Genomic DNA, 23,246 nt, shown 5'->3' with positions numbered 1-23,246 from the left:
AGTCGTCGGGCGCAGCCTTGGCCACCGCGTCGGCCCCGATGTTGCCGTTGGCGCCGGGCCGGTTCTCGACGATGACGTTGTGCTTGAAGGCCTCGCTCAGGCCGGTGGCGATGGTGCGGCCGATCACGTCGGCCGCACCGCCGGGCGGGAAGCTCACGATCAGCCGGATCGGCTGGGTCGGATAGTCCTGGGCCCATGCGGGAGCCGCCGCGGCCAGGGCCAGCAGGGCAACGCCCAGTGTGCGACGGGTGAGGCCGGTCAAGGGGAGGAAGCTCTTCATGCAGTGTCTCCTTTTGTGTTGTCGAACGAAAACCGGAAAGCCGGAAAGCATCAGGCCGGCTGCAGCCAGCGCAGGGCGTTCTGACGCACGGCCGCAAGCAGCCGCTCGTGCCACTTCGGGTTGCGCACCACCTCGGCGCGGTAGAACGACGGGCACAGCGTGGCCGCATGCGCATTGGCACCGCACAGGCCGCAGCCCACGCAGCCGTCGATGACGGTCGCCACGGGGTCCACCTTCAGCGGGTCGGGGCTGTCCTTGAGCGTCAGCGTGGGACAGCCCGACAGGCGGATGCAGGCGTGGTCGCCCGAGCACACGTCCTCATCGACGCCGTACTTCACGCGCACCACGCGCCGGCCGGCCTTGAGCAGCGAGGCGATCCAGGGTTTGATGCGGCGCTGACGCTCGAGCTGGCATTCGCCTTCGGCAATGATCACCTTCAGGCCGTTGAAGTCGGTGGTGAGGGCCTCCTGCAGCGTCTTGCGCATCGCGTCCACGTCGTAGGTGTGCACCGTGCGCATCCACTGCACCCCCAGCCCCTTGAGCGTGGATTCGATGGTGGTGTTGCGGTCGACCAGGCTTTGCTGCTTGTCCTGCACCCTCGCCTTCACCTCCTCGTCGGGTGTGGAGATGATGTCCTGCGTGCCGGTGGCCGAGGTGTAGCCGTTCTTCATGATGACGAGCACCGCGTCGTCGTCGTTGAAGAGCGCACTTTGTACGCCGGTGAGCAGACCGTTGTGCCAGAACCCGCCGTCGCCCATGATGGACAGCACGCGGCGCTGCATCATTGGCGACACCCCCGCGCGACTGGCCAGGCTCATGCCATAGCCCAGGATGGAGTGGCCCGACGAGAAGGGCTCGAAGGTGGCCAGCGCATGGCAGCCGATGTCCGCGGCGATGTGCACCGGGCCCACGTCCTGCTGAGCGAGCTTGAGCGCGGCGAACACCGGCCGTTCGGGACAGCCCACACAAAAGCCGGGCGGGCGTGCCGGCAGCGGCGCACCGAGCTGCTGCGCCACGTCCTGGCGGCGCTTGGCGTTGCCCTCCAGCCAGGCACGTGCACCCTCCAGCACATGGTCGGGCAAATACCTCGACACGAATGTCGACAGCCCCGTGGCCATCACCTCCACCGTGTACTCACCGGTGGCCGGCAGCAGGTCCTTGCCGTGCAGCGGAGTCTGGAGGTCGCGCCGGTGCAGCATGCTGAGGATGTCGCGCTCGATGTACTCGGGCTGGCCTTCCTCCAGCACCAGCACGGCGCGCTTGCCGGCGCAGAACCGGGCGATCTCCTCGGGCACCAGCGGGAAGGTGACATTGAGCGCGAGGATGGGCAGTTCACTGCCGCCGAAGGCGTCGGCCAGGCCGAGCTGCTGCAAGGCGCGGATCAACGAGTTGTACAGCCCCCCCTGCACGATGAGACCCACCTCGTCGCGCCGCCCGGCGAACCACTCATTGAGCCGGTGCTCGGCGATGTAGCGGCGTGCGGCCGGGATGCGCTCCTCCACCTTGAGCTTCTCGTGGCGAAAGGTCACTGGCGGATGCGCCAGGCGCATGTAGTCGAAGCCGGCCGGCTCTTCGATGAGATGCCGGGTCGACAGCGTCGGCGGGACGTTGTCCTTGCAGACGAAGCGGCCGCGCACATGGCAGGCCCGGATGCGCAGTTCCAGCAGGGCCGGCATGTTCGAGGCTTCCGACAGCGCGAAGCCCTCCTCCACCAAACGCACCATGTTGGCAAGCTCCGGCCGCGGGTCGAGCATCAGCATCGACGACTTCAGCGCATAGGCGTGCGTGCGCTCCTGGATCACGCTGGCGCCCTCGCCATAGTCCTCGCCCACGACGATCAGCGCCCCGCCCTTCACCCCCGGCGAAGCCAGGTTCGACAGCGCATCGGCCGCCACGTTGGTGCCGACGATGGATTTCCAGGTGACCGCCCCGCGCAGCGGGTAATGGATGGAAGCGCCCAGCATCGCAGCCGCCGAGGCTTCGTTCGAGCAGGCCTCGACGTGCACGCCCAGCTCCTGCATGTAGTCCTTGGCCTGGACCATGACGTCCAGCAGATGCGACACCGGTGCGCCCTGGTAGCCGCCGACATAGGCCACGCCCGACTGCAGCAAGGCCTTCGTGATCGCCAGAATGCCCTCGCCGTGAAAGGTCTCGCCCGCGCCCAGGCGCAGGGCCTGGACTTCCTTGCTGAAGGACACTTCCATGGGTCTTGTCTCCGGCCGGCTGGCTCGCCGGCTTCATCGTGGGATCGGCCCCGGCAGGGCCGCACTGGAACGCCACTGTAGGGAAGCGTGTCGGATCCATCCAGCGCATGGGGTGACTAAGTCTCATTCTTCCCATGCATGATGCCCTCCGATTCCGGGCCTGCGCAGAGGGTCGTCGCCCGCGGCGGGCCGGCGGGAATGCCCTGCGACGACCCACGGGGCGCCAGCTCTCGCGCGCCCTCCCCGGCTCTGTTACGCTGCCAACATCCTTGCCGCCACCACACCGCTCCATGACCGTCCCGGGTGCCGCCGCTTCGTCCCAGGCCTTGCCGCGCCCTGTCGGTGGCACCTACCCGTGGTATGTGGTCTTCGTGCTGATGCTCGCCGCCGTGGTGTCACTGGTCGACCGGCTGCTCGTGGGCCTGCTGGTCGAGCCGATCCGGCGCGACCTGGGCATCAGCGACTTCCAGATCTCGCTGCTGCAGGGCCTGGCGTTTTCGCTTTTCTTCTGTCTGGCCGGATTGCCGCTGGGGCGACTTGTCGATCGCGCCAACCGACGCAACATCGTGGCCGCGGGCATCACCTTCTGGAGCCTGATGACCGCTGCAGCCGGCCTGGCGCAGCACTACTGGCAGCTCTTCCTCACCCGGGCGGGCGTTGGCGTGGGCGAGGCCACGCTGGGGCCGGCCGCGTACTCGATCATCAGTGACTATTTCGAGCGTCACCGCCTGCCGCTGGCCTTGTCGGTGTTCACGCTGGGGACGGCCTTCGGCTCGGGGGCGGCTTTTGCCATCGGCGGGCTGGTGGGCGGCCTGGCCAACCGCGCAGACGTCGTGCTGCCGCTGCTGGGCACGGTCAAGGGTTGGCAGCTCGCGTTCATGCTCGTGGGGCTGCCCGGGCTGCTGGTGGCCGCCCTGATGCTCACCGTGCGCGAACCCCTGCGGCGCCACACGGTGGCCGACGGCCGGGCCTTGCCCGTCTCGGCCGTGGTGCATTTCCTGCGGCAACGGCGACGGCTGGCGCTGGGGTATGTGGCTGGCATCAGCCTCGCGTTTTGCGTCACCTATGCGCTGCTGGCATGGATGGCGACCTTCTACATCCGTGTGCACGGCCTGCCGGTAGAGCGCATCGGCCCGGTGCTGGGGGCCATGATCCTCGGCCTGAGCACCCTGGGCATCGTCGCCGGCGGCTGGTGGGCCGGCCTCCTGCTGCGCCTGGGGCAGCGCGATGCGACCTTGCGCACCGCGGCCTGGAGCTTGGCGGCGGCCACGCCCTTCCTGGTGGCCACGCCGCTGCTGCCCACCCCGACCGCCTCGCTGCTGGCCTTCGGCCCGGGCCTGTTCCTGTCGAGCATCTTCGTCTCGCTGGGCACCTCGACGATCCAGCTCGTCACCCCCAACGAGCTGCGCGGCCAGGTCTCGGCGCTGGGCCTGATGCTCACCACCGTCCTCGGGTCGGTGCTGGGCCCGAGCCTCGTGGCGGCGTGCACCGATTTCGTGTTCGCCGACGAGCAGCGCATCGGCCACTCGTTGGCGCTGACCTTCGCGGTGGCCCTGCCGGTTTCGGTGGCCGCCCTGGCGATGAGCCTGCGGCCGCTGCGCGAGGCCGCCCTCCTGGCCGAGGCCTGGGCTCAGCCGTCCAGCGCCACTTGAGCTTCGATCTCCACCAGCAGCTCGGCGCGGCACACATCGGCGCGCAGGTAGATCGCCGCCTGCGCCGCCGGTGTGGTGGCACCCAGATGGGCGGTCACGACGGAACGCACGAGGTCCAGATCCGTCGGCCGGCGGACATAGACCGTGCATTCCAGCCGCTCGCGCAGCACCTCCAGGCTCCAGGAGCGGACCAGGTGCTGCCGGGCCGCCCCGAGCACGGCATCGATGTTGCGCAGGCATTCGGCCGTCTGGGCGGCCACGTCGCCCAGATGCACCGACTCATGACCGACGATGCTGGCCGTGCCCGAGATGAACAGCACACGCAGGCCCCCGCCCAGATCGGCCAGGGCCGCACGCGAGAAGGTGGGGCTGCACGGCCCGTAACGCGGGGGGTAGTGGTAGGCGCTGACCTGGCGCGGGTTCTCGATCGTGCGCGCCGGCTGCCGTCCCGCCAGAAAATGCACCGTCAGCGCTCCCGTGCGGGTGCCCATCGCGCACGCGGCCGGCGCGCCTTCCCCCAGGCCGCGCCCGGCCTCGGCGAAAGCGCGTGCCCGGCCCAGGTTGAAGCGGCGGTAGCGCTCCAGGCCGTCGTCCAGGCCGTGGATGTCGGGCAGGTAGTTCCACAGGCGCTGCAGGTGGGTACACCCCTCGCGTTCGAGCACCGTGAACAGATCGGCATAGGCCCGCCACGCCGCCGCCTCCATGCCCCCCGGGGCGCGGTCGTCCGCGCACGCCGTGCCAAAGACCCAGGCGCCATTGCTGCAATAACGCACGCTGCCCCACCAGCCCTGGCGCACTGGCCCGCGCACCTGCCAGCGTTCGGCCACGGGGTGTGGCGGCCACAAGGGTTCGGGAGCCGCCCGGGGCTCATCCTGCGCCCCACCATGACAGATCACCCCCAGCACCGTCTCCCGGCCGGCGGGCACCGGCCAGGCCAGTGCCGGCCTGTCGTGCCGGCAGCGCAGCCCATCGGTGGCCCCGGTGGGCGGACCACCGTCCTGGGAAACGGGCACTGAGGGTGTGAGGGTCGAAGCATCCATGGCAGGCAGCGCCCCGCGATTCCCGAGCGCGGCCCGGATTCTAGGCCCCGGACGACCGGCTCAGAACTCCTTGCGTCGGATCACGCTGGCGCGCTGCGCATCGATGGGATAGAGGAACTGCACCTCGCCGCCGCGCCACACGCTCAACCAAAGCATGTTGATCGAGTAGGCCTCATGATCGCGCGCGGTGTAGGGGCGTTCGTAGGTGGTGACCACCCCGCGGTGCGGTTTTTCCAGGTTTTCCAGGGCCCGCTTCAGCGGCTCGCCGCCCTCGGGGCTGCGGGACTGGAACAAGCCCGACATGAGCAGATAGACCGCGTCATAGGTCTGTGCCGCCACCGTCAGCGAGCCGATGCGCTTTTCGCCGCTGTGCGCGAAATAGCTGGTGAGGAAGGTTGCCCGGCGTTCGTTGGCGGCATCGAGATGCACCGTCTGGGTCATCACCGCCCCTTCCAGCGCGGCCGCGCCGGCGCCCTCCAGCGCCTTGCGCGAGGCGAGCGTGGGCGGCGCGAAGTACGGCACCGCCCAGCGCAGCTCCGAGCGGGCCCGCAAAGCCGTCGCCTGATCCGGCGCGCGCGCCCAGACGATCAGCGCCTCGCTGCCGGCCGCACGAGCCTGGCGCATCTCCTCGGCCAGCGATTTCACCCCGCGGTCGAAGCGGGCAACGTAGACCGGCTTGAGCTCGCGCTGGGCCAGCTCCTCTCCCAAATCCTTCAGGCCGCTGTCGCCATGGGCGGTGCGGTCGGCCAGCACTGCCACCTTGCGCAGTTTGCGCCGGTCGACGATCTCGCCCACCAGCACCCGCGCAGTCAACTCGTCGGGCGGCGCCAGACGGAAGACGTAGCCGCCCCCGGCGGGCGGCCTGGCCATCACCGCGGTGCCCTGGTCGCACGGCACCATCAGCACATGGCGCTGCGACTGGAAGATCTCCAGGACCTGCATGGTCACCTCGGTGTCGCAAAAGCCCAGCGTGAAGGCCACCTTCTCCTGCTGCACCAGCTCCTGTGCCGCCTGCCGGCCCTGCTGAGGATCGGACTGGTCGTCGCGCACCACCAATTCCAGCGGACGGCCCAGGTAGCCGCCCACGGCGTTGATCTCCTTGACCGCCAGCTCGGCGGCATGGCGCATGCTCTGCCCCAGGTCCGAGGAACCGCCGCTCAGCGGAGCGATCAAGCCCACCTTCACCGGTGCGGCCGGCTGGCCCCAGCCCGTCGCGCACAAGCCGGCGCCCAGCAGCGCCACCGTCCATCGCAGTCGCCTCGTCATCGGATCCATCCTCCAGTACAGCCCCGACACGGCACGGCCCCATGCAAGGCACATGCCGCCCATCGTCTCCGTCCGTGCACCCCCGCCCCAGTCGCGGGATCAAGACTCCTTGCGCCGGATGAAAGCCGAACGCTTGGCATCCTCGGGGTAGTAGAACTGGATCTCGCCACGCCGCCACACGCCCAACCAGATCATGTTCACCGAGAAGGCGTCGTGGTCGCTGGCGCTGAAAGGTTCGCTGTAGGTCGTGACCACGCCCCGATGCGGGCGCTCGAAGTTCTCCAGTGCCTTCTTCAGCGCATCGCCCGAGACGTCGCCCTTGGTCTGGAACAGCGCACGCAGCATCAGATAGACCGCATCGTAGGTCTGGGCCGCAGCCATCAGCGAGCCGATGCGCTTTTCCTTCGAGTGACGGAAATAGCTCGCCAGGAAGGACACGCGGCGCTCGTTGGCCAGGTCCTGGATGATCGTCTGGGCCATCATCGTGCCCTCCAGGGCCTCAGCCCCGGCCTGCTCCAGCACACTGCGGAACGACAGCGGCCACGGCGCGAAGTAGGGCACCTGCCAGCGCAGCTCGGCGCGGCTGCGCACGGCCGCCGCCTGCTCGGGCCCGACGGTGTAGACCACCAGCGCCTCGGCCCCGGCGGCCTGAGCGGCGCGCAACTCCTCCACCAGGCTCTTCACGCCCAGGTCGAAGCGACCCACGAACACCGGCTGCAGATTGCGCTTGGCCAGCTCGTCGCTGATGTCCTTGACCCCGCCTTCCCCGTAGCCGGTACGGTCGGCCAGGATGGCCACGCGGCGCAGTTTGCGGCGGTCCACGATCTCGCCCACCAGAAAGCGGGCATTGAGGATGTCCGGCGGCGCCACGCGGAAGATGTAGCTCTGTGCCGGCGGGTACTTGGTGGTCACCGCGGTGCCCTGCGAGCACGGCACCATCAAGAGATGTTTGTTGTCCTGGAACACGTCGAGCGAGCGCATCGCCACGCCGGTGTTGCAAAAGCCGATCGTGAAATCGACCTTCTCCTTGAGCACCAGATCCTCCGACACGCGGCGTCCCTCGTCGGGCACGGCCTTGTCGTCGCGAACGACCAGCTCCAGCGGGCGGCCGAGGAAGCCCCCCACCTCGTTGATCTCCTTGACGGCCAGCTCGGCGCCGTAGCGCACGCTGTTGCCAAAGTCAGCCGAGCCGCCGGTCAGCGGCGCGATCAGGCCGATGCGCACCGGCTTGCCCGTCTGGGCCTGGGCTGCCACGGCCAGGCAGGCGCCCAGCATCCAGGGAATCAGGGAACGTCCCAACATCACATCTCCTCGGTCGTGCGCGCAAAGCGCGGCGGCGCGATGGTGCCATCGCAGGGCCACCACGGGCCCTCAGGCAAACCCGTGGGTGCCCCGCCAGGACGGTGAGATGCGTCACGCCGCGGCCTGCGGCGTGGGTTCACTCGCCCAGATAGGCCGCGCGCACCTTCGGGTCGTTCAGCAGGGCCTTGGCCTCGCCTTCCATGGTGATCTCGCCGGACTCCATCACGTAGCCGCGGTCGGCCAGTTGCAGCGCCCGGCTGGCGTTTTGCTCGACCAGCAGCACGGTGACCCCCTGCTTGTGGATGTCCTCGACCACCTCGAAGATCTTGTCGACCATGATGGGTGACAGACCCATCGAGGGCTCGTCCATCAGCAGCACCTTGGGGCGGGCCATCAGCGCCCGTCCCATCGCCAGCATCTGCTGCTCGCCACCGGACATCGTGCCGGCGAGCTGGTTGCGACGCTCCTTCAGGCGCGGGAACAAGGTGAAGACCTTCTCGATGTCGGCCTCGATCTCCTTGTCGCTGCGCGTGAAAGCCCCCATCTGCAGGTTCTCGGTGATCGTCATGCGCGTGAAGGTGCCCCGCCCCTCGGGCACCATCACCAGGCCCTGCTTGACGAGATCCCAGGCGCCCTGGCCCTTGATCGATTGGCCCAGGTATTCGATGTCGCCCCCGGCCACCGGCTGGGTGCCGGTGATGGCCTTCAGCGTCGTGGTCTTGCCCGCGCCGTTGGCACCGATCAGGCTGACGAGCTCGCCCTGGCGCACTTCCAGCGAGGCGCCCTTGACGGCCTGGATGCCCCCATAGGCCACCCGCAGCCCGCTGACTTTCAACATCGTTTGGCTCATGTGTACTTGCTCCGCGTGCTTGGGGTTCAATGCGCCTTGTGGCCGGCGCCGAGGTAGGCCTCGATCACCTTCTCGTTGCGCTGCACCTCGTAGGGAGTGCCCTCGGCAATCTGCTTGCCGTAGTCGAGCACGGTCACGCGGTCGCACAGGCCCATCACGAGCTTCACGTCATGCTCGATCAGCAGGATGGTGCGCCCGTCGTTGCGGATGCGGTCGATCAGCTCGCGCAGCACCACCTTCTCGGTGGCGTTCATGCCGGCTGCCGGCTCGTCCAGCGCGATCAGCTTGGGATCGGTGGCCAAGGCGCGCGCGATCTCCAGACGGCGCTGGTCGCCGTAGCTCAAGGTGCGGGCGCGGAAATCGGCGTACTTCTCAATGCCCACGTAGGCCAGCAGCTCCATGGCCCGATCGCGGATGGCCTTCTCCTCAGCCTTGAAGCCCGCCGTGCGCAAGACGGCGCCGAGCACGCCGGTGCCCGTGCGCACATGGCGGCCCACCATCACGTTCTCCAGGGCTGTCATCTCAGCAAACAGCCGGATGTTCTGGAACGTGCGGGCGATGCCGGCCTTGGCCACCTCGTGGACTGCGGTGGGCTTGTAGGGCTTGCCCTCCAGCTCGAAGCTGCCCGAGTCGGGCGTGTACAGCCCCGTCAGCACGTTGAAGAAGGTGGTCTTGCCCGCGCCGTTGGGGCCGATCAGGCCGTAGACCTGGCCGCGGCGAATCTCGATGCCCACATCGGACAGGGCCTGCAGCCCGCCGAAGCGTTTGGACACACCCTGGACCTTCAGGACGATGTCGGTGCTCATGTCGATCTCCCCCCTCACTTGCCCACCGGGGTCGGGGCGGCCTTGCCGTGCTCACGCGCCGGCCACAGACCGCGCGGACGCAACAGCATGATTGCGATCATTGCCAGTGCGATCAGCAACTGGCGCAAGATGGCGGCATCCAGCCGCCCGCCGGTCATGCTCTGCAAGGGCCCGGCCACGTAGCGCAGCACCTCGGGCAGCGCAGCCAGCAGCAGCGCGCCCAGGATCACGCCCGGCAGGTGGCCCAGCCCCCCCAGCACCACCATCGCCACCAGCATGATGGATTCCATCAGGCCGAAGGACTCGGGCGAGATGAAGCCCTGGAAGGAGGCGAACATCGCGCCGGCCACGCCGCCGAAGGTGGCGCCCATCGCGAAGGCCAGCAGCTTCATGTTGCGCACGTTGATGCCCATGGCCTTGGCGGCCACGTCGTCCTCGCGGATGGCCATCCAGGCCCGCCCGATGCGCGAGGTCTCCAGGCGGTGGCAGATGATGATGCTGGCCACCACGAGCAGCAGGAACAGGTAGTAGTACAGCACCACCGGCGGCAGGCGGTAGTCGCCGATCACCAGCGTCTTGCCGAAGTCGAAGCCAAAGATGCGCATCGAGTCGATCGCACTGATGCCGCGCGGCCCGTTGGTGATGTTGACCGGATGCTCCAGGTTGTTCATGAACACCCGGATGATTTCGCCAAAACCCAGCGTCACGATGGCCAGGTAGTCTCCGCGCAGGCGCAGCACCGGTGTGCCCAGGAGCACACCGGCGATGGCCGCCAGGCCTGCGGCCAGAGGCACCACCACCCAGATCGGCGTGTGCAGGCCGTTGGGGAACATCGCGGCGACGGCCGGGAAGGTCTCCCACAGATGCGGTGAAGCCAGCAGGGCCATCATGTAGGCCCCCACGGCGTAGAAGGCCACGTAGCCCAGGTCGAGCAGGCCGGCATAGCCCACCACGATGTTCAGGCCCAGGGCCAGCAGCACGTACAGCAGGGCCAGGTCGATGATGCGCACCCAGCCCTGGCCGAAGTAGAGCGCAAGGTGCGGAAGGATCAGCAGACCGAGTGCGGCCGCGATCATCACGATGAACTTGTTGCGTTGGGTCATGATGTGTCTCCGGCGGCCTCAGGCCCGGTCGGCCACGCGCTCGCCCAGCAGGCCCGAGGGGCGCAGCGTGAGCACCAGGATGAGCACGATGAAGGCGAAGATGTCCGAGTAATGGCTGCCCAGCACGCCGCCCGTCAGCACGCCCAGGTAACCTGCGCCGATGGCCTCGATCAGGCCCAGCAGCACACCGCCCACCATCGCACCGGTCAGGTTGCCGATGCCGCCGAACACCGCGGCCGTGAAGGCCTTCAGGCCAGGCAGGAAGCCCATGGTGTGCTGCACGGTGCCATAGTTGGAGGCCCACATCACGCCGGCCACCGCCGCCAGCACGGCGCCGATGATGAAGGTGGCCGAGATCACCATGTCGGGCTTGACGCCCATCAGACTGGCCACGCGCGGGTTTTCAGCCGTGGCGCGCATCGCACGTCCCAGCTTGGTGCGGTTGACCAGCCACAGCAGCGCGGCCAGTAGAACCACCGTGGAAGCCAAGATCGCGATCTGCGTGACCGTGATGACCGCGCCGCCGATCGGGATGGCCTCGGTGGGCAGCAACTGCGGATAGGGCTTGGGATTGGGCTTCCAGATGATCATCGCCAGCGTCTGCAGCAAGATGGACATGCCGATGGCGGTGATCAGCGGTGCCAGCCGCGGCTGGCCGCGCAGCGGCCGGTAGGCCACCTTCTCGATCGTGAAGTTCAGCGTGGCGCACACGACGATGGCGCACAGCAGCGAGATCAGCATCATCGCCCAGCCGGGCATGCCCGGCGCCGCCTCCTGCAAGTGGGTGACGATCATCCAGCTCGTCATCGCCCCCACCATCAGCACCTCGCCATGGGCGAAGTTGATCAGGCTGATGATGCCGTAGACCATCGTGTAGCCCAGTGCCACCAGGGCATACATGCTGCCCAGCACCAGGCCGTTGATGACCTGTTGTATGAAGATGTCCATCAGTCGGTCTCCGACGAAAACCAAGACGACGCCGTCTGCGGCGCGGCCGGCGTGCGGGGTGCAAGTTCCGGGCCAGTGCCACCCTTGCATCGACACGCGCCCTGCCGCGACGACTCTAGGCGCTAAAGCGAAGCCGACCATGAGGGGACAACCCGCCCCCAAGCGGTCGGCTCGAAAAGTGGCGCGGATTGTAGCGACCGCCCCGATGGTGAAATCTTCGGGGTTTTCCCTTCAAACGCAGTGATTCCAACGAAGATTCTGAAAAATCATCGTCTTTTGCGCGACTGTTCATCCTTTGCGCGCAGTTCTTCGAGTTTTTCACCGATGCGAGTCTCCAGCCCCCGGTTCACGGGTTGATAGAAGCGCTGGGGCTCGATCGCATCGGGAAAGTAGCGCTCCCCCGCGGCGTAACCGTCCTCCTCGTCGTGAGCGTAGCGGTAGTCGCGGCCGTAGCCGAGGTCCTTCATCAGCCGCGTGGGTGCATTGCGCAGGTGCAGCGGCACAGGGCGGGTGCCATCGGCCTTCACGAAGGCGCGGGCCGCTTTGTAGGCGGTGTAGACTGCGTTCGACTTCGGCGCCACCGCCAGATAGACCACCGCCTGGGCCAGGGCCAGCTCACCTTCGGGTGAGCCCAAGCGCTCGTAGGTCTCGGCCGCATCGAGTGCCAGGCGCAGGGCCCGGGGGTCGGCCAGACCGACGTCCTCGCTGGCCATGCGCACCAGCCGCCGCGCGATGTAGCGCGGGTCCACGCCGCCGTCGAGCATGCGCACGAACCAGTACAGCGCGGCGTCGGGGTCGGAGCCGCGCACCGACTTGTGCAACGCAGAGATGGTGTCGTAGAACTGCTCGCCTCCCTTGTCATAGCGGCGAAGCTGCTCGCCCAGCGCACGCTCGAGCAGCGCCTCGTCGATCTCGGCCAGCCCCTGAGGCTGCGCCACCCGCACGAGGTTCTCGTAGGTGTTGAGCAGGCGGCGCGCATCGCCGTCGGCATAGGCGATGAGCCGCGCGCGGGCCGCTTCGCTCAGGGCGGGGGCCTGCAGCAGCGCGCGGGCCTTGTCGAGCAGGATGCGCAAGTCCTCCTCGCCCAGCGCCTGCAGCACGTGCACCGTGGCACGCGACAGCAGCGCCGAATTCACCTCGAAGGAGGGGTTCTCGGTGGTTGCGCCGATGAAGGTGAACAGACCCGACTCCACGTGGGGCAGGAAAGCGTCCTGCTGCGCCTTGTTGAAGCGGTGCACCTCATCGACGAAGACGATCGTGCGCCGGCCCTGGCTCTTGGCCACCTGGGCCTGCTCGACCGCCTCGCGGATGTCCTTGACCCCGCCGAGCACGGCCGAGATCTGCAGGAACTGCGCATCGAAGGCGTCGGCCATCAAGCGCGCCAGCGTGGTCTTGCCCACCCCGGGCGGCCCCCACAGGATCATCGAGTGCGGCCGCCCGGACTCGAAGGCCACACGCAGCGGCTGGCCCGGGCCGAGCAGGTGGGACTGGCCGATCACCTCGTCGAGCGAACGCGGCCGCAACCGCTCGGCCAGTGGAGCGTCATCGGCAGCGTCGGGCGTGGAGAACAGATCGATCATCCGGGCATTGTGGCAGGCCTGTGCAACAGGGCGCCTAGAATCGCGGGGTTATCCTGGAGACCTCCCGTGGCAGCGACCATCCTGCAGAAACTTCCCGTCGGCGAGCGCGTCGGCATCGCCTTCTCCGGTGGCCTGGACACCAGCGCCGCCGTGCACTGGATGCGCAGCAAGGGTGCCATCCCCTGCGCCTACACCGCCAATCTGGGCCAGCCCGACGAGTCCGATTACGAGGAGATCCCTCGCAAGGCCAAGGCCTACGGCGCGCAGATCGCCCGCCTGGTGGACTGCCGTGCCCAACTCGTGGCCGAGGGCATCGCCGCGATCCAGTGCGGTGCCTTCCATATCCGCACCGGCGGCGCGACCTACTTCAACACCACGCCGCTGGGCCGTGCGGTCACCGGCACCGCCCTGGTGGTGGCCATGCGCGAGGACGGCGTCAACATCTGGGGCGACGGCTCCACCTTCAAGGGCAACGACATCGAGCGCTTCTACCGCTACGGCCTGCTGGCCAACCCGGCGCTCAAGATCTACAAGCCCTGGCTGGACCAGGCCTTCATCGACGAGCTCGGCGGCCGCAAGGAGATGAGCGAGTACCTCATCGCCAACGGCTTTGACTACAAGATGAGCGTCGAGAAGGCCTACTCGACCGACTCCAACATGCTGGGCGCCACCCACGAGGCCAAGGACCTGGAGTTCCTGAACAAAGGCATCACCATCGTCAACCCGATCATGGGCGTGGCCTTCTGGCGCGAGGACGTGGTGATCAAGCCCGAGATCGTGAGCGTGCGCTTCGAAGAAGGGGTGCCGGTGGCGCTCAACGGCCGCAGCTTCGCCAATGCCGTCGAGCTCTTCGCCGAGGCCAATGCCATCGGCGGCCGCCATGGCCTGGGCATGTGCGACCAGATCGAAAACCGCATCATCGAGGCCAAGAGTCGCGGCATCTATGAAGCCCCGGGCATGGCGTTGCTGCACATCGCCTACGAGCGCCTGGTGACCGGCATCCACAACGAGGACACCATCGAGCAGTACCGCATCAACGGGCTGCGCCTGGGCCGCCTGCTCTACCAGGGCCGCTGGTTCGACCCGCAATGCCTGATGCTGCGTGAGACCGCCCAGCGCTGGGTGGCTCGCGCCATCACCGGCGAGGTGACACTGGAGCTGCGCCGCGGCAACGACTACTCCATCCTCGACACCGCAAGCCCCAACCTCACCTACGCGCCCGAGCGCCTGTCGATGGAGAAGGTGGAAGATGCTCCGTTCACGCCGGCCGACCGCATCGGCCAGCTCACGATGCGCAACCTCGACATCGCCGACACGCGCGACAAGCTTCGCATCTACAGCCGCACCGGGCTGCTGGGCCCGGCCAGCGACGGCAGCATCCCGCTGCTCACCGGCGGCCACCCGGAGGACCCGTCGTCGTGAGACTGTCACCGGGGGCCGGCGGGCCCCCGGGAAGGCGGTCACCTCCCTGATCGAACCCTGTCTTTGTTCAGGATTCGCCCCGTTCTTCTGACCGCTCCCGAGGAATCGTTCGCCAGCGGCGTGGCCGAGAGTGTTCCATCAAAGGCACCGCTCGGCCATCCCTCGTGAGGGGGACAGGCCTCAGCAGCGCCCTTGACGCTTTGCACACCGACCCACCATCTCACCATGAGCACGACCCAGATCGCCAACGTCACCGTCAACACCCAGGCCAATGTCTATTTCGACGGCCGGTGCGTCTCCCACACCCTCACCCTGGCCGACGGCACGCGCAAGAGCGTGGGCGTCATCCTGCCTGCGACGCTGAGCTTCAACACCGGCGCCCCCGAGGTGATGGAGGCCGTGGCCGGCGCCTGTGAGGTGCTGCTGCCCGGTCAAGCGCAATGGCAGCGCATCGAGGCCGGCCAATCGTTTGCCGTGCCCGGCCAATCCAGCTTCCAGATCCGCGTGGAAGGTGCGCCCTTCCACTACATCTGCCACTTCGGCTGACGCTGCCGCTCAAACGACGACCGGCTCGGGCTCCAGCCGGATGCCGAAGCGGCCGTAAACGCTTTCCTGGATGGCACGGGCCAGCGTGACGACCTCGGCCCCGCGCGCACCGCCGAGGTTGACCAGCACCAGGGCCTGCTTCTCGTAGACGCCGGCGCGGCCTACCGTCTTGCCCTTCCAGCCGCAGGCATCGATGAGCCAGCCGGCAGCCAGCTTGTAGCTGCCGTCGGGCAGGGGGTAGTGCACGATGGCCGGGTCGCGGCCGATGATGTCGCGGCACTGCTCGGGCGTGACCACCGGGTTCTTGAAAAAGCTGCCGGCGTTGCCGATCACCGCCGGGTCTGGCAGCTTGGCGCGCCGGATCTCGCAGACCCAATCGAAGACCTGCCGCGCATCGGGCGCGGTGATGCCGGTGTCGGCCATGCGTCGTTCGAGGTCCAGGTAGCCCAGCACCGGCTGCCAGGGGCGCGGCAGGCGCAAACGCACCCGGGTGATCAGGCTCTTGCCCGCCAGGGCCTGCTTGAAGATGCTGTCTCGGTAGCCGAAGCGGCACATCGCCGCATCCAGCGTCACGCTGCGCCCGGTGACCAGGTCCACCGCATCGAGGGACTCGAAGCGGTCCTTCAGCTCCAGGCCGTAGGCACCGATGTTTTGCACCGGTGCCGCACCCACGGTGCCGGGGATCAGGGCCAGGTTTTCCAGGCCCGGCAGGCCCTGGTCCAGGGTCCAGGCCACCAGCTCGTGCCAGGACTCGCCGGCGCCGGCCTCGACGATCCAGGCGTCGGGCCGCTCCTCCACGACCCGCCGGCCGCGCACCTCGACCTTGAGCACCACCGGCGTCAGATCGCGGGTGAGCACGATGTTGCTGCCGCCGCCCAGCACGAATTTCGGCGCCGGGCCCAGACGGGGATGGTCCAGCACGGCACGCACGTCGGCATCGCTGGCGATGCGCACCAAGGTGTGCGCCAGGGCCGGCAAGGCGAAGGTGTTGTAGGGCTTCAGGCTGACGCCCGTCTCGATTTGCATGGCAGAATTTTCCCCGATTGCCACCTGTTCGCGAGACGCGCTCCCGCCATGCCCAGTTTCGACACCGTCCTCGAGCCCGATTTCGTCGAGGTCCGCAACGCCGTGGACCAGTCCAACAAAGAGATCGGCACCCGTTTCGACTTCAAGGGCTCGAGCGCGAAGATCGAGCTGAAGGACAAAGACCTCACGCTCTACGCCGACAGCGACTTCCAGATCGGCCAAGTGATGGACATCCTCGTGGCCAAGCTCGCCAAGCGCAACGTGGACGTGCGCTTTCTGGACACCAGCGCCAAAGTCGAGAAGATCGGCGGCGACAAGGTCAAACAGCTCGTGAAGGTCAAGGCCGGCATCGAATCCGACCTGGCCAAAAAGATCCAGCAGCTCATCAAGGGCAGCAAGCTCAAGGTGCAGGCGGCCATCCAGGGCGACACCGTGCGGGTGAGCGGCGCCAAGCGCGACGACCTGCAAGCGGCCATCGCCCTGCTGCGCAAGGAGGTCACCGAGGTGCCTCTGAGCTTCACCAACTTCCGCGACTGATCCGCCATGCACGGCGCCATCGTCGTCCTCATGGCGCTGGCCCTGCCCGCCTGGGGCCAGACCGTGGCGATGACGGGCCACATGGGCTCGAAGGCCCTGCTGGTCATCGACGGCGGCGCGCCGCGCGCGGTGGCCGCAGGCAGCACCGTGCAGGGGGTGAAGGTGCTGAGCGTCTCGCCCACCGAGGCGGTCGTGGAGATCGCCGGCCAACGCCACACTGTCGTGCTGGGCGCCTCCCCCGTGAGCGTGGGCCGCGCCGGTGCGGCCGCAGGCGGCGGCTCGCGCATCGTGCTCAGTGCAAGCTCGGGCGGCCATTTCCGGGCGCAAGGAGCGATCAATGGCCGCGCCGCCCAGTTCCTGGTCGACACCGGCGCCACCGCGGTGGCCCTGGGCCGTGGCGACGCCCAGCGCCTGGGGGTGGACTTGAGCCAGGCCACCCCCACCCAGGTCCAGACGGCCAATGGCGCCACCGCGGCCCATCGGGTCACCCTCGGGTCGGTGCGCATCGGTGAGGTCGAAGTACGCAACGTCGAGGCCCTGGTCGTGCCCCAGGACATGCCCTATGTCCTGCTGGGCAACAGCTTCCTGGCGCGCTTCCAGATGAAGCGCGAGAACGACCTGCTCTTCCTCGACCGCCGCTACTGACGGTCTGCGCTGCGGAATGACCCTGTCCGCGCCTGCCCCGATGTCGCTCCTGGGACAGCCGGTCTCGAACGATCGTGCGTAAACTGTCCGTTGCGACCGGCGCTGCCGCCGGCCTCGCCATCAGGAGACAGCCATGGATTTGAACTTCACGGCGGAAGAGCTTGCCTTCCGCGACGAGGTGAGATCCTGGGTGCGGGCCCACCTGCCCCAGGATATCGCCCACAAGGTCCACAACGACCTGCGGCTCACCAAGGACGACCTGCAACGCTGGGCGCGGATCCTCGGCAAGAAGGGCTGGCATGGCTATGGCTGGCCCAAGGAGTTCGGCGGCCCGGGCTGGAACGCGGTGCAAAAGCACCTCTTCGAAGAGGAATGTGCATTGGCCGGCGCCCCGCGCATCGTGCCCTTCGGGCCGGTGATGGTGGCCCCGGTGATCATGGCCTTCGGCTCGCCCGAGCAACACCGGCGCTTCCTGCCGGGCATCATGAGCGGCGAGGTCTGGTGGTGCCAGGGCTACTCGGAACCCGGCTCCGGCTCCGACCTGGCCTCGCTCAAGACGCGCGCCGAGCGCCGCGGCGACAAGTACATCGTCAACGGCCAGAAGACCTGGACCACACTGGGCCAGCACGCCGACTGGATCTTCTGCCTGGTACGCACCTCGACCGAGGGCAAGCCGCAGACGGGCATCAGCTTCCTGCTGATCGACATGAAGTCACCCGGCATCACGGTGCGTCCCATCATCACGCTCGACGGCGAGCACGAGGTCAACGAGGTCTTCTTCGACAACGTCGAGGTGCCGGCCGAAAACCTCGTCGGCGAGGAGAACAAGGGCTGGACCTACGCCAAGTACCTGCTGGCCCATGAGCGCACCAACATCGCCGACGTCAACCGCGCCAAGCGCGAGCTCGAGCGCCTGAAGCGCATCGCCAAGGCTGAGCGCAGCGGCGGGCGTCCGCTCATCGACGACCTGCGCTTTCGCGACCAGATCGCCCAGCTCGAAGTCGACATCGTCGCGCTGGAGATGATGGTCTTGCGCGTGCTGTCGGCCGAGCGCGGCGGCAAGAAGGCGCTAGACGTGGCGGCCCTGCTGAAGATCCGCGGCTCGGAGATCCAGCAGCGCTACACCGAGCTGATGATGCTGGCCGCAGGCCCCTATGCCCTGCCGTACATCTTCGAAGCCATGGAAGCCGGCTGGCAGGGCGACTACGTCGGCGCGATGCACTGCGCGCCGCTGGCCTCGACCTACTTCAACATGCGCAAGACCACGATCTACGGCGGCTCCAACGAGGTGCAGCGCAACATCGTGGCGCAGATGACCCTGGGGGTGTGACATGGACTTCGATTTTTCCGACGACCAGGAGCAACTGCGCGACGCCGTCAAGAAGTGGGTGTCCAAGGCCTACGACTTCGAGCGCCGACGCGCCATCGTCAAGGCGGGCGGCTTCTCCCGCGAAGCCTGGGGCGAGATGGCCGAGCTGGGTCTGATGGGCCTGGCCGTGCCCGAGGCCCACGGCGGCATGGGCTTCGGCCCGGTCGAGGCCATGGTGGTGATGGAAGAGCTGGGCCGCGGCATCGTGCTCGAACCCTATGCCGCCGTGGCGCTCGTGGCTGCCAGCGGCCTGGCGGCCCACGGCTCGGCCGAAGTGCAGTCGTCCTGGCTGCCGCGCATCGCCGAGGGCTCGGCCCTCGTGGTGCTCGCGCACCAGGAACGCGAGGCCCGCCATGTGCTGCGCCACGTGACGACCCGCGCCAGCGAAGCCAAAGGCCAGTGGACGGTGACCGGCGCCAAGAGCGTGGTGCCCGTGGGCGACCAGGCCGACGCCTACCTCGTGCCGGCGCGCGTCTCGGGGGCCGACGATGCGGCCGAAGGCATCGCACTGTTCCTGGTGGAACGCAGCGCCGCCGGCGTGGACACGCGCGGCTACGCGCTGCAAGATGGCAGCCGGGCCGCCGAGGTGCGTTTCGCCAACACCCCGGCCACCGTGCTGGCTGGCCCGACCGAGGGACTTCAGGCCCTGGAAGCCATGGCCGACGTGGCCATTGCCGCCCAGTGCGCCCAGGCCGTGGGCGCGATGGACCAGCTCTTCGCGATCACGGTGGACTACCTCAACACCCGCAAGCAGTTTGGTGTGCCCATCGGCACGTTCCAGGCCTTGCGCCACCGCGTGGCTGACATGAAGATGCAGCTCGAACTGGCACGCTCGATGAGCTACTACGCCACGCTCAAGCTGGGCGAGCCGCACGAGCAGCGCCGCCGCGCGATCTCGCAGGCCAAGGTGCAGCTTGGCCAGTCGATGCGCTACGTGGGCCAGCAAGCGATCCAGTTGCATGGCGGCATCGGCGTGACCGACGAATACATCGCCGGCCACTACTTCAAGGCCCTGACCTGCCTGGAGCTGAGCTTCGGCGACACCCTGCACCACCTGGGCGAGGTGTCCGAACGCATGCAGGACACCGCAGGCGTGTTCGCCTGACCCGCGGGGCTACACTGCACGCCGGCCAGCCGCCTTCGGGCGGCTGTCTCGTTTCCAGAGCCCCCATCATGCGACTGCGCGACGTCCTTTTCAGCCAGGGTTTCGGCACCCGACGCCACTGCGACGCCCTCATCCTGGCCGGTGAGGTGCGCATCGCCGGGCACGTTTGCGACGACCCTGACGAAGCAGTCGATACGCAAGGCCTGGTGTTCAGTGTGGAAGGCCAGGACTGGCCCTTCCATGCCAAGGCCCTGGTGATGCTGCACAAGCCCGCGGGCTACGAGTGTTCCCAGAAGCCGTCGGCCTGGCCCAGCGTGATGACGCTGCTGCCCAGCCCCTTGCGCACCCGCGGTGTGCAGCCCATCGGACGGCTCGATCAGGACACCACCGGCCTGCTGCTGCTCACCGACGACGGCGGCCTCATCCACCGCCTCACCTCGCCGAAAAAGCACGTGCCCAAGGTCTATGAAGTTGTCACGGCCGCCCCGGTGACGCCCGAGCAGGTGGCGCAATTGCTCGCCGGCGTGGTGCTGCGCGACGACCCTTTGCCGGTGCGCGCAGCCGCCTGTGAAGCCACCGGGGAACGCTCGCTGCGCCTGACCCTCACCGAAGGCAAATACCACCAGGTCAAGCGCATGGTGGCCGCCGTGGGCAACCGCGTCGAGCGGCTGCACCGCAGCCGCTTCGGTGCCCTGGCCCTGCCGGACGATCTGGCCCCGGGCCAGTGGCGATGGCTCACCGGGCCCCAGGACATCCTCGGCCCGGGCGGCGGATAATCGGTGCCCATGCGTGTCTTCCGCGGCTTTCATCACCAGGGCCTGGCGAGCGCCTGTGCGCTGACCATCGGCAACTTCGACGGCGTGCACCGGGGCCACCAGGCGATGCTGGCCCTGCTGTGCAACGAGGCCCAGCACCGCGGCCTGCCCCCTTGCGTGCTGACTTTCGAGCCGCACCCGCGGGACTACTTCGCCCAGGTGCTGGGCAAGCCCGAGCTGGCCCCCGCGCGCATCGCCCCGCTGCGTGACAAGCTCACCGAGCTGCAACGCTGTGGCATTGACCAGGTGGTGGTGCTGCCCTTCGATCAGCGCCTGGCCAGCCTGGCGCCCGAGGCCTTCGTCGAGGAAGTGCTGGTGCAGGGTCTGGGCGCGAAGTACGTGCTCGTGGGCGACGACTTCCGCTTCGGCGCCAAGCGCAGCGGCGACTATGCCTTGCTCGACCGCCTGGGCGAGCAGCGCGGCTTCGACGTGGCGCGCATGATGAGCTACGAGGTGCACGGCCTGCGCGTGTCGAGTTCGGCCGTGCGCGAAGCCCTGGCCGCTGGCGACATGGAGCGGGTGGCCGGCTTGCTGGGGCGCCCCTACAGCCTGAGCGGACACGTGATCCATGGCCGCAAGCTGGGCCGCGACCTGGGTTTTCGCACCCTCAACCTGCGCTTTCCCCACCCCAAGGCGGCGGCGCAGGGCGTCTTCGCGGTGCGCACCCACGGGCTCGCCGATGAACCGCTGGACGGTGTGGCCAGCCTGGGTCTGCGCCCCACGGTGGACCACAGCGGCCGCGTGCTGCTGGAGGTCTACTGCCTGGACTGGCCCCACGCCCTGGGGCCCGAGGGGGGCTACGGTAAAATCGTTCGTGTGGAATTGCTGCACAAACTGCGCGACGAGGCCCGCTATGACACGCTGGAGGCCCTGAAGGCCGCCATCGACCGGGACGTGGCCCACGCACGCGCCTACTTCGCCTCGCTGCACGGCCGCACGCGCCGCCAGACCACGCGCGACCGAATTTGACGCCCGCCTTGCGCGGCGAGATCGGGCCCGCGCCTGCCCAGCCCTCTGAACGGGCCCGAGACCCTGATGCGCCTTCGCGCGCCCCACGACCATGAGCGACGCCAAAGACTACCGATCCACGCTGAACCTGCCCGACACCCCCTTCCCGATGCGCGGCGACCTGCCCAAGCGCGAGCCGGGCTGGGTGAAGGGCTGGGACGAGCAGGGCCTGTACCGGCGCCTTCGCGAAGCCCGCTGCGGCCGCCCGAAGTTCGTGCTGCACGACGGCCCGCCCTATGCCAACGGCAAGATCCACATCGGGCACGCTGTCAACAAGGTGCTCAAGGACATGATCGTCAAGGCGCGCCAGCTCGCCGGCTTCGATGCGCAATACATCCCCGGCTGGGACTGCCACGGCCTGCCCATCGAGAACGCCATCGAGAAACTGCACGGTCGCAACCTGCCGCGCGACGAGATGCAGGCCAGGAGCCGCGCCTTTGCCACCGAGCAGATCGCTCAACAGATGGCCGACTTCAAGCGCCTGGGCGTGCTGGGCCAGTGGGATGCGCCCTATCGCACGATGGACTTCGTGACCGAGGCCAACGAGATCCGCGCCTTCAAGCGCGTGATGGAGCGCGGCTTCGTCTACCGCGGCCTCAAGCCCGTCTACTGGTGCTTCGACTGCGGCTCCTCGCTGGCCGAGTTCGAGATCGAATACCAGGACAAGAAGAGCCAGACGCTGGATGTGGGCTTCCTGTGCGCCGAGCCCGAGAAGCTGCTGCAGGCCTTCTTCCGCGACACCGGGCTGCCCCACGGCAGCCCCGAGGGCCTGGAAAGCCGGCCGATGTATGCGGTGATCTGGACCACCACCGCATGGACCATCCCCGCCAACCAGGCCCTCAACCTCAACCCCGAGATCACTTACGCGCTGGTGGAGACCCCGCGCGGCCTGCTGGTGCTGGCCGAATCGCTGGTGGAGGCCTGCCTGAAGCGCTACGGCCTGGAAGGCCGCGTGCTGGCCACCACCAAGGGCCGTGCGCTGGCGCTGATCCACTTCCGCCACCCGCTGGCGCATGTGCACCCAGGCTACGACCGGCTCTCGCCCGTCTATCTCGCCGACTACGCCACCGCCGACGACGGCACCGGCATCGTGCACTCGGCACCGGCCTACGGCGTGGAGGACTTCAACTCCTGCGTGGCGCACGGGCTGGCCTACGACCAGATCCTCAACCCCGTGCAGGGCAACGGCCAGTACGAGGCCGCGCTGCCGCTGTTCGGTGGCCAGAACATCTGGAAGGCCTGCGCGGCCATCATCGAGACGCTGCGTGAGCACGACCGGCTCTTCGCCACCGAAACCATCACCCACAGCTACCCGCACTGCTGGCGCCACAAGACACCGGTCATCTACCGGGCGGCGGCGCAGTGGTTCGTACGCATGGACGAAGGTGATGGCATCTTCACCACCGACAAGGCGCCCAAGACCCTGCGCCAAATGGCGCTGGAGGCCATCGAGCACACGCAGTTCTACCCTGAGAACGGCCGCGCCCGGCTGCGCGACATGATCGCCAACCGGCCTGACTGGTGCATCAGCCGTCAACGCAGTTGGGGCGTGCCCCTGCCCTTCCTGCTGGACGTGGACAGCGGCGAGCCGCACCCGCGCACGCCCGAGATCATCGATCTGGCCGCCGAGGTGGTCGAGGCCGGCGGCATCGAGGCCTGGAGCAAGCTCACCGCGGCCGAGATCCTGCAGCGCATCGGCGACCCCACCGACCCGGCCCGGTACACCAAGAGCACCGACATCC

21 protein-coding genes are annotated in these 23,246 nt (G+C 68.1%); 10 read left to right on the top strand and 11 right to left on the bottom strand.

Annotated elements, in window-relative coordinates:
• A partial coding sequence (locus ACK42S_RS05615) for a Bug family tripartite tricarboxylate transporter substrate binding protein (protein WP_409704356.1) occupies positions 1-280 on the bottom strand: 280 nt, incomplete at its 3' end.
• A 50-nt stretch (positions 281-330) separates the two neighbouring features.
• Entirely contained in the window at positions 331-2,484 is a 2,154-nt protein-coding gene (locus ACK42S_RS05610; protein WP_409704354.1) for a thiamine pyrophosphate-dependent enzyme, read from the bottom strand.
• A gap of 290 nt (positions 2,485-2,774) precedes the next feature.
• Here ACK42S_RS05610 and ACK42S_RS05605 point away from each other — a divergent pair, with 290 nt between their 5' ends.
• On the top strand, positions 2,775-4,136 hold the full coding sequence (locus ACK42S_RS05605; protein ID WP_409704352.1) for an MFS transporter: 1,362 nt from the start codon (positions 2,775-2,777) through the stop codon (positions 4,134-4,136).
• On the opposite strand, the gene ACK42S_RS05600 is transcribed toward ACK42S_RS05605, so the two are convergent.
• From ACK42S_RS05600 to ACK42S_RS05565, 8 genes are all read right to left on the bottom strand, one after another.
• Positions 4,115-5,176, bottom strand: a complete 1,062-nt coding sequence (locus ACK42S_RS05600; protein WP_409704350.1) for a hypothetical protein — start codon at positions 5,174-5,176, stop codon at positions 4,115-4,117. The genes ACK42S_RS05605 and ACK42S_RS05600 overlap by 22 nt on opposite strands.
• A gap of 60 nt (positions 5,177-5,236) precedes the next feature.
• On the bottom strand, positions 5,237-6,442 hold the full coding sequence (locus ACK42S_RS05595) for an ABC transporter substrate-binding protein (protein ID WP_409704348.1): 1,206 nt from the start codon (positions 6,440-6,442) through the stop codon (positions 5,237-5,239).
• A gap of 99 nt (positions 6,443-6,541) precedes the next feature.
• Positions 6,542-7,744 carry an ABC transporter substrate-binding protein gene (locus ACK42S_RS05590; RefSeq protein WP_409704346.1) on the bottom strand — a complete coding sequence of 401 codons (1,203 nt, stop codon included), beginning with the start codon at positions 7,742-7,744 and terminating at the stop codon, positions 6,542-6,544.
• A 136-nt stretch (positions 7,745-7,880) separates the two neighbouring features.
• Complete coding sequence (locus ACK42S_RS05585; protein WP_409704344.1) at positions 7,881-8,594, bottom strand: ABC transporter ATP-binding protein; 714 nt, start codon at positions 8,592-8,594, stop codon at positions 7,881-7,883.
• A gap of 26 nt (positions 8,595-8,620) precedes the next feature.
• Positions 8,621-9,400 carry an ABC transporter ATP-binding protein gene (locus ACK42S_RS05580; protein WP_409704342.1) on the bottom strand — a complete coding sequence of 260 codons (780 nt, stop codon included), beginning with the start codon at positions 9,398-9,400 and terminating at the stop codon, positions 8,621-8,623.
• A 14-nt stretch (positions 9,401-9,414) separates the two neighbouring features.
• Positions 9,415-10,503 carry a branched-chain amino acid ABC transporter permease gene (locus tag ACK42S_RS05575; RefSeq protein WP_409704340.1) on the bottom strand — a complete coding sequence of 363 codons (1,089 nt, stop codon included), beginning with the start codon at positions 10,501-10,503 and terminating at the stop codon, positions 9,415-9,417.
• Positions 10,504-10,521: 18 nt separating this feature from the next.
• Complete coding sequence (locus ACK42S_RS05570; RefSeq protein WP_409704338.1) at positions 10,522-11,451, bottom strand: branched-chain amino acid ABC transporter permease; 930 nt, start codon at positions 11,449-11,451, stop codon at positions 10,522-10,524.
• 266 nt (positions 11,452-11,717) lie between these two features.
• Entirely contained in the window at positions 11,718-13,031 is a 1,314-nt protein-coding gene (locus ACK42S_RS05565) for a replication-associated recombination protein A (protein WP_409704336.1), read from the bottom strand.
• Positions 13,032-13,097: 66 nt separating this feature from the next.
• On the opposite strand from ACK42S_RS05565, the gene argG reads away from it, so the two are divergent.
• Positions 13,098-14,453, top strand: a complete 1,356-nt coding sequence (argG, locus tag ACK42S_RS05560; protein WP_409704334.1) for an argininosuccinate synthase — start codon at positions 13,098-13,100, stop codon at positions 14,451-14,453.
• Between the two features lie 225 nt (positions 14,454-14,678).
• The gene (locus tag ACK42S_RS05555; RefSeq protein WP_409704332.1) at positions 14,679-14,999 is read left to right on the top strand and encodes a pyrimidine/purine nucleoside phosphorylase; all 321 of its coding nucleotides are present in this window, start codon (positions 14,679-14,681) and stop codon (positions 14,997-14,999) included.
• Positions 15,000-15,008: 9 nt separating this feature from the next.
• On the opposite strand, the gene murB is transcribed toward ACK42S_RS05555, so the two are convergent.
• On the bottom strand, positions 15,009-16,025 hold the full coding sequence (gene murB / locus ACK42S_RS05550; RefSeq protein ID WP_409704330.1) for a UDP-N-acetylmuramate dehydrogenase: 1,017 nt from the start codon (positions 16,023-16,025) through the stop codon (positions 15,009-15,011).
• Positions 16,026-16,073: 48 nt separating this feature from the next.
• Here murB and ACK42S_RS05545 point away from each other — a divergent pair, with 48 nt between their 5' ends.
• From ACK42S_RS05545 to ACK42S_RS05515, 7 genes are all read left to right on the top strand, one after another.
• Complete coding sequence (locus ACK42S_RS05545) at positions 16,074-16,562, top strand: YajQ family cyclic di-GMP-binding protein (protein ID WP_409704328.1); 489 nt, start codon at positions 16,074-16,076, stop codon at positions 16,560-16,562.
• 6 nt (positions 16,563-16,568) lie between these two features.
• On the top strand, positions 16,569-17,207 hold the full coding sequence (locus tag ACK42S_RS05540) for a TIGR02281 family clan AA aspartic protease (protein WP_409704326.1): 639 nt from the start codon (positions 16,569-16,571) through the stop codon (positions 17,205-17,207).
• Positions 17,208-17,340: 133 nt separating this feature from the next.
• A complete protein-coding gene (locus tag ACK42S_RS05535; RefSeq protein ID WP_409704324.1) occupies positions 17,341-18,537 on the top strand; it encodes an acyl-CoA dehydrogenase family protein in 1,197 nt (398 codons plus the stop codon).
• Between the two features lies 1 nt (position 18,538).
• Positions 18,539-19,681, top strand: a complete 1,143-nt coding sequence (locus tag ACK42S_RS05530; protein ID WP_409704322.1) for an acyl-CoA dehydrogenase family protein — start codon at positions 18,539-18,541, stop codon at positions 19,679-19,681.
• A gap of 68 nt (positions 19,682-19,749) precedes the next feature.
• The gene (locus ACK42S_RS05525) at positions 19,750-20,457 is read left to right on the top strand and encodes a 16S rRNA pseudouridine(516) synthase (RefSeq protein WP_409704320.1); all 708 of its coding nucleotides are present in this window, start codon (positions 19,750-19,752) and stop codon (positions 20,455-20,457) included.
• A 9-nt stretch (positions 20,458-20,466) separates the two neighbouring features.
• The gene (locus ACK42S_RS05520; RefSeq protein WP_409704318.1) at positions 20,467-21,465 is read left to right on the top strand and encodes a bifunctional riboflavin kinase/FAD synthetase; all 999 of its coding nucleotides are present in this window, start codon (positions 20,467-20,469) and stop codon (positions 21,463-21,465) included.
• A gap of 91 nt (positions 21,466-21,556) precedes the next feature.
• Positions 21,557-23,246, top strand: a 1,690-nt coding sequence (locus ACK42S_RS05515; protein WP_409704316.1) for an isoleucine--tRNA ligase, incomplete at its 3' end; no start/stop codon positions are given.

The organism is Caldimonas sp., assembly GCF_046289365.1.
In the GTDB taxonomy this organism is placed as follows: Bacteria; Pseudomonadota; Gammaproteobacteria; order Burkholderiales; family Burkholderiaceae_C; genus Caldimonas.
This window is presented reverse-complemented; position numbering and strand designations above follow the sequence as displayed.

Coding starts and splice junctions, on each gene's coding strand:
- ACK42S_RS05610 (WP_409704354.1), bottom strand. CDS start 2,484: ATGGAAGTGTCCTTCAGCAAGGAAGTCCAGGCCCTGCGCCTGGGCGCG.
- ACK42S_RS05605 (WP_409704352.1), top strand. CDS start 2,775: ATGACCGTCCCGGGTGCCGCCGCTTCGTCCCAGGCCTTGCCGCGCCCT.
- ACK42S_RS05600 (WP_409704350.1), bottom strand. CDS start 5,176: ATGGATGCTTCGACCCTCACACCCTCAGTGCCCGTTTCCCAGGACGGT.
- ACK42S_RS05595 (WP_409704348.1), bottom strand. CDS start 6,442: ATGACGAGGCGACTGCGATGGACGGTGGCGCTGCTGGGCGCCGGCTTG.
- ACK42S_RS05590 (WP_409704346.1), bottom strand. CDS start 7,744: ATGTTGGGACGTTCCCTGATTCCCTGGATGCTGGGCGCCTGCCTGGCC.
- ACK42S_RS05585 (WP_409704344.1), bottom strand. CDS start 8,594: ATGAGCCAAACGATGTTGAAAGTCAGCGGGCTGCGGGTGGCCTATGGG.
- ACK42S_RS05580 (WP_409704342.1), bottom strand. CDS start 9,400: ATGAGCACCGACATCGTCCTGAAGGTCCAGGGTGTGTCCAAACGCTTC.
- ACK42S_RS05575 (WP_409704340.1), bottom strand. CDS start 10,503: ATGACCCAACGCAACAAGTTCATCGTGATGATCGCGGCCGCACTCGGT.
- ACK42S_RS05570 (WP_409704338.1), bottom strand. CDS start 11,451: ATGGACATCTTCATACAACAGGTCATCAACGGCCTGGTGCTGGGCAGC.
- ACK42S_RS05565 (WP_409704336.1), bottom strand. CDS start 13,031: ATGATCGATCTGTTCTCCACGCCCGACGCTGCCGATGACGCTCCACTG.
- ACK42S_RS05555 (WP_409704332.1), top strand. CDS start 14,679: ATGAGCACGACCCAGATCGCCAACGTCACCGTCAACACCCAGGCCAAT.
- murB (WP_409704330.1), bottom strand. CDS start 16,025: ATGCAAATCGAGACGGGCGTCAGCCTGAAGCCCTACAACACCTTCGCC.
- ACK42S_RS05545 (WP_409704328.1), top strand. CDS start 16,074: ATGCCCAGTTTCGACACCGTCCTCGAGCCCGATTTCGTCGAGGTCCGC.
- ACK42S_RS05540 (WP_409704326.1), top strand. CDS start 16,569: ATGCACGGCGCCATCGTCGTCCTCATGGCGCTGGCCCTGCCCGCCTGG.
- ACK42S_RS05535 (WP_409704324.1), top strand. CDS start 17,341: ATGGATTTGAACTTCACGGCGGAAGAGCTTGCCTTCCGCGACGAGGTG.
- ACK42S_RS05530 (WP_409704322.1), top strand. CDS start 18,539: ATGGACTTCGATTTTTCCGACGACCAGGAGCAACTGCGCGACGCCGTC.
- ACK42S_RS05525 (WP_409704320.1), top strand. CDS start 19,750: ATGCGACTGCGCGACGTCCTTTTCAGCCAGGGTTTCGGCACCCGACGC.
- ACK42S_RS05520 (WP_409704318.1), top strand. CDS start 20,467: ATGCGTGTCTTCCGCGGCTTTCATCACCAGGGCCTGGCGAGCGCCTGT.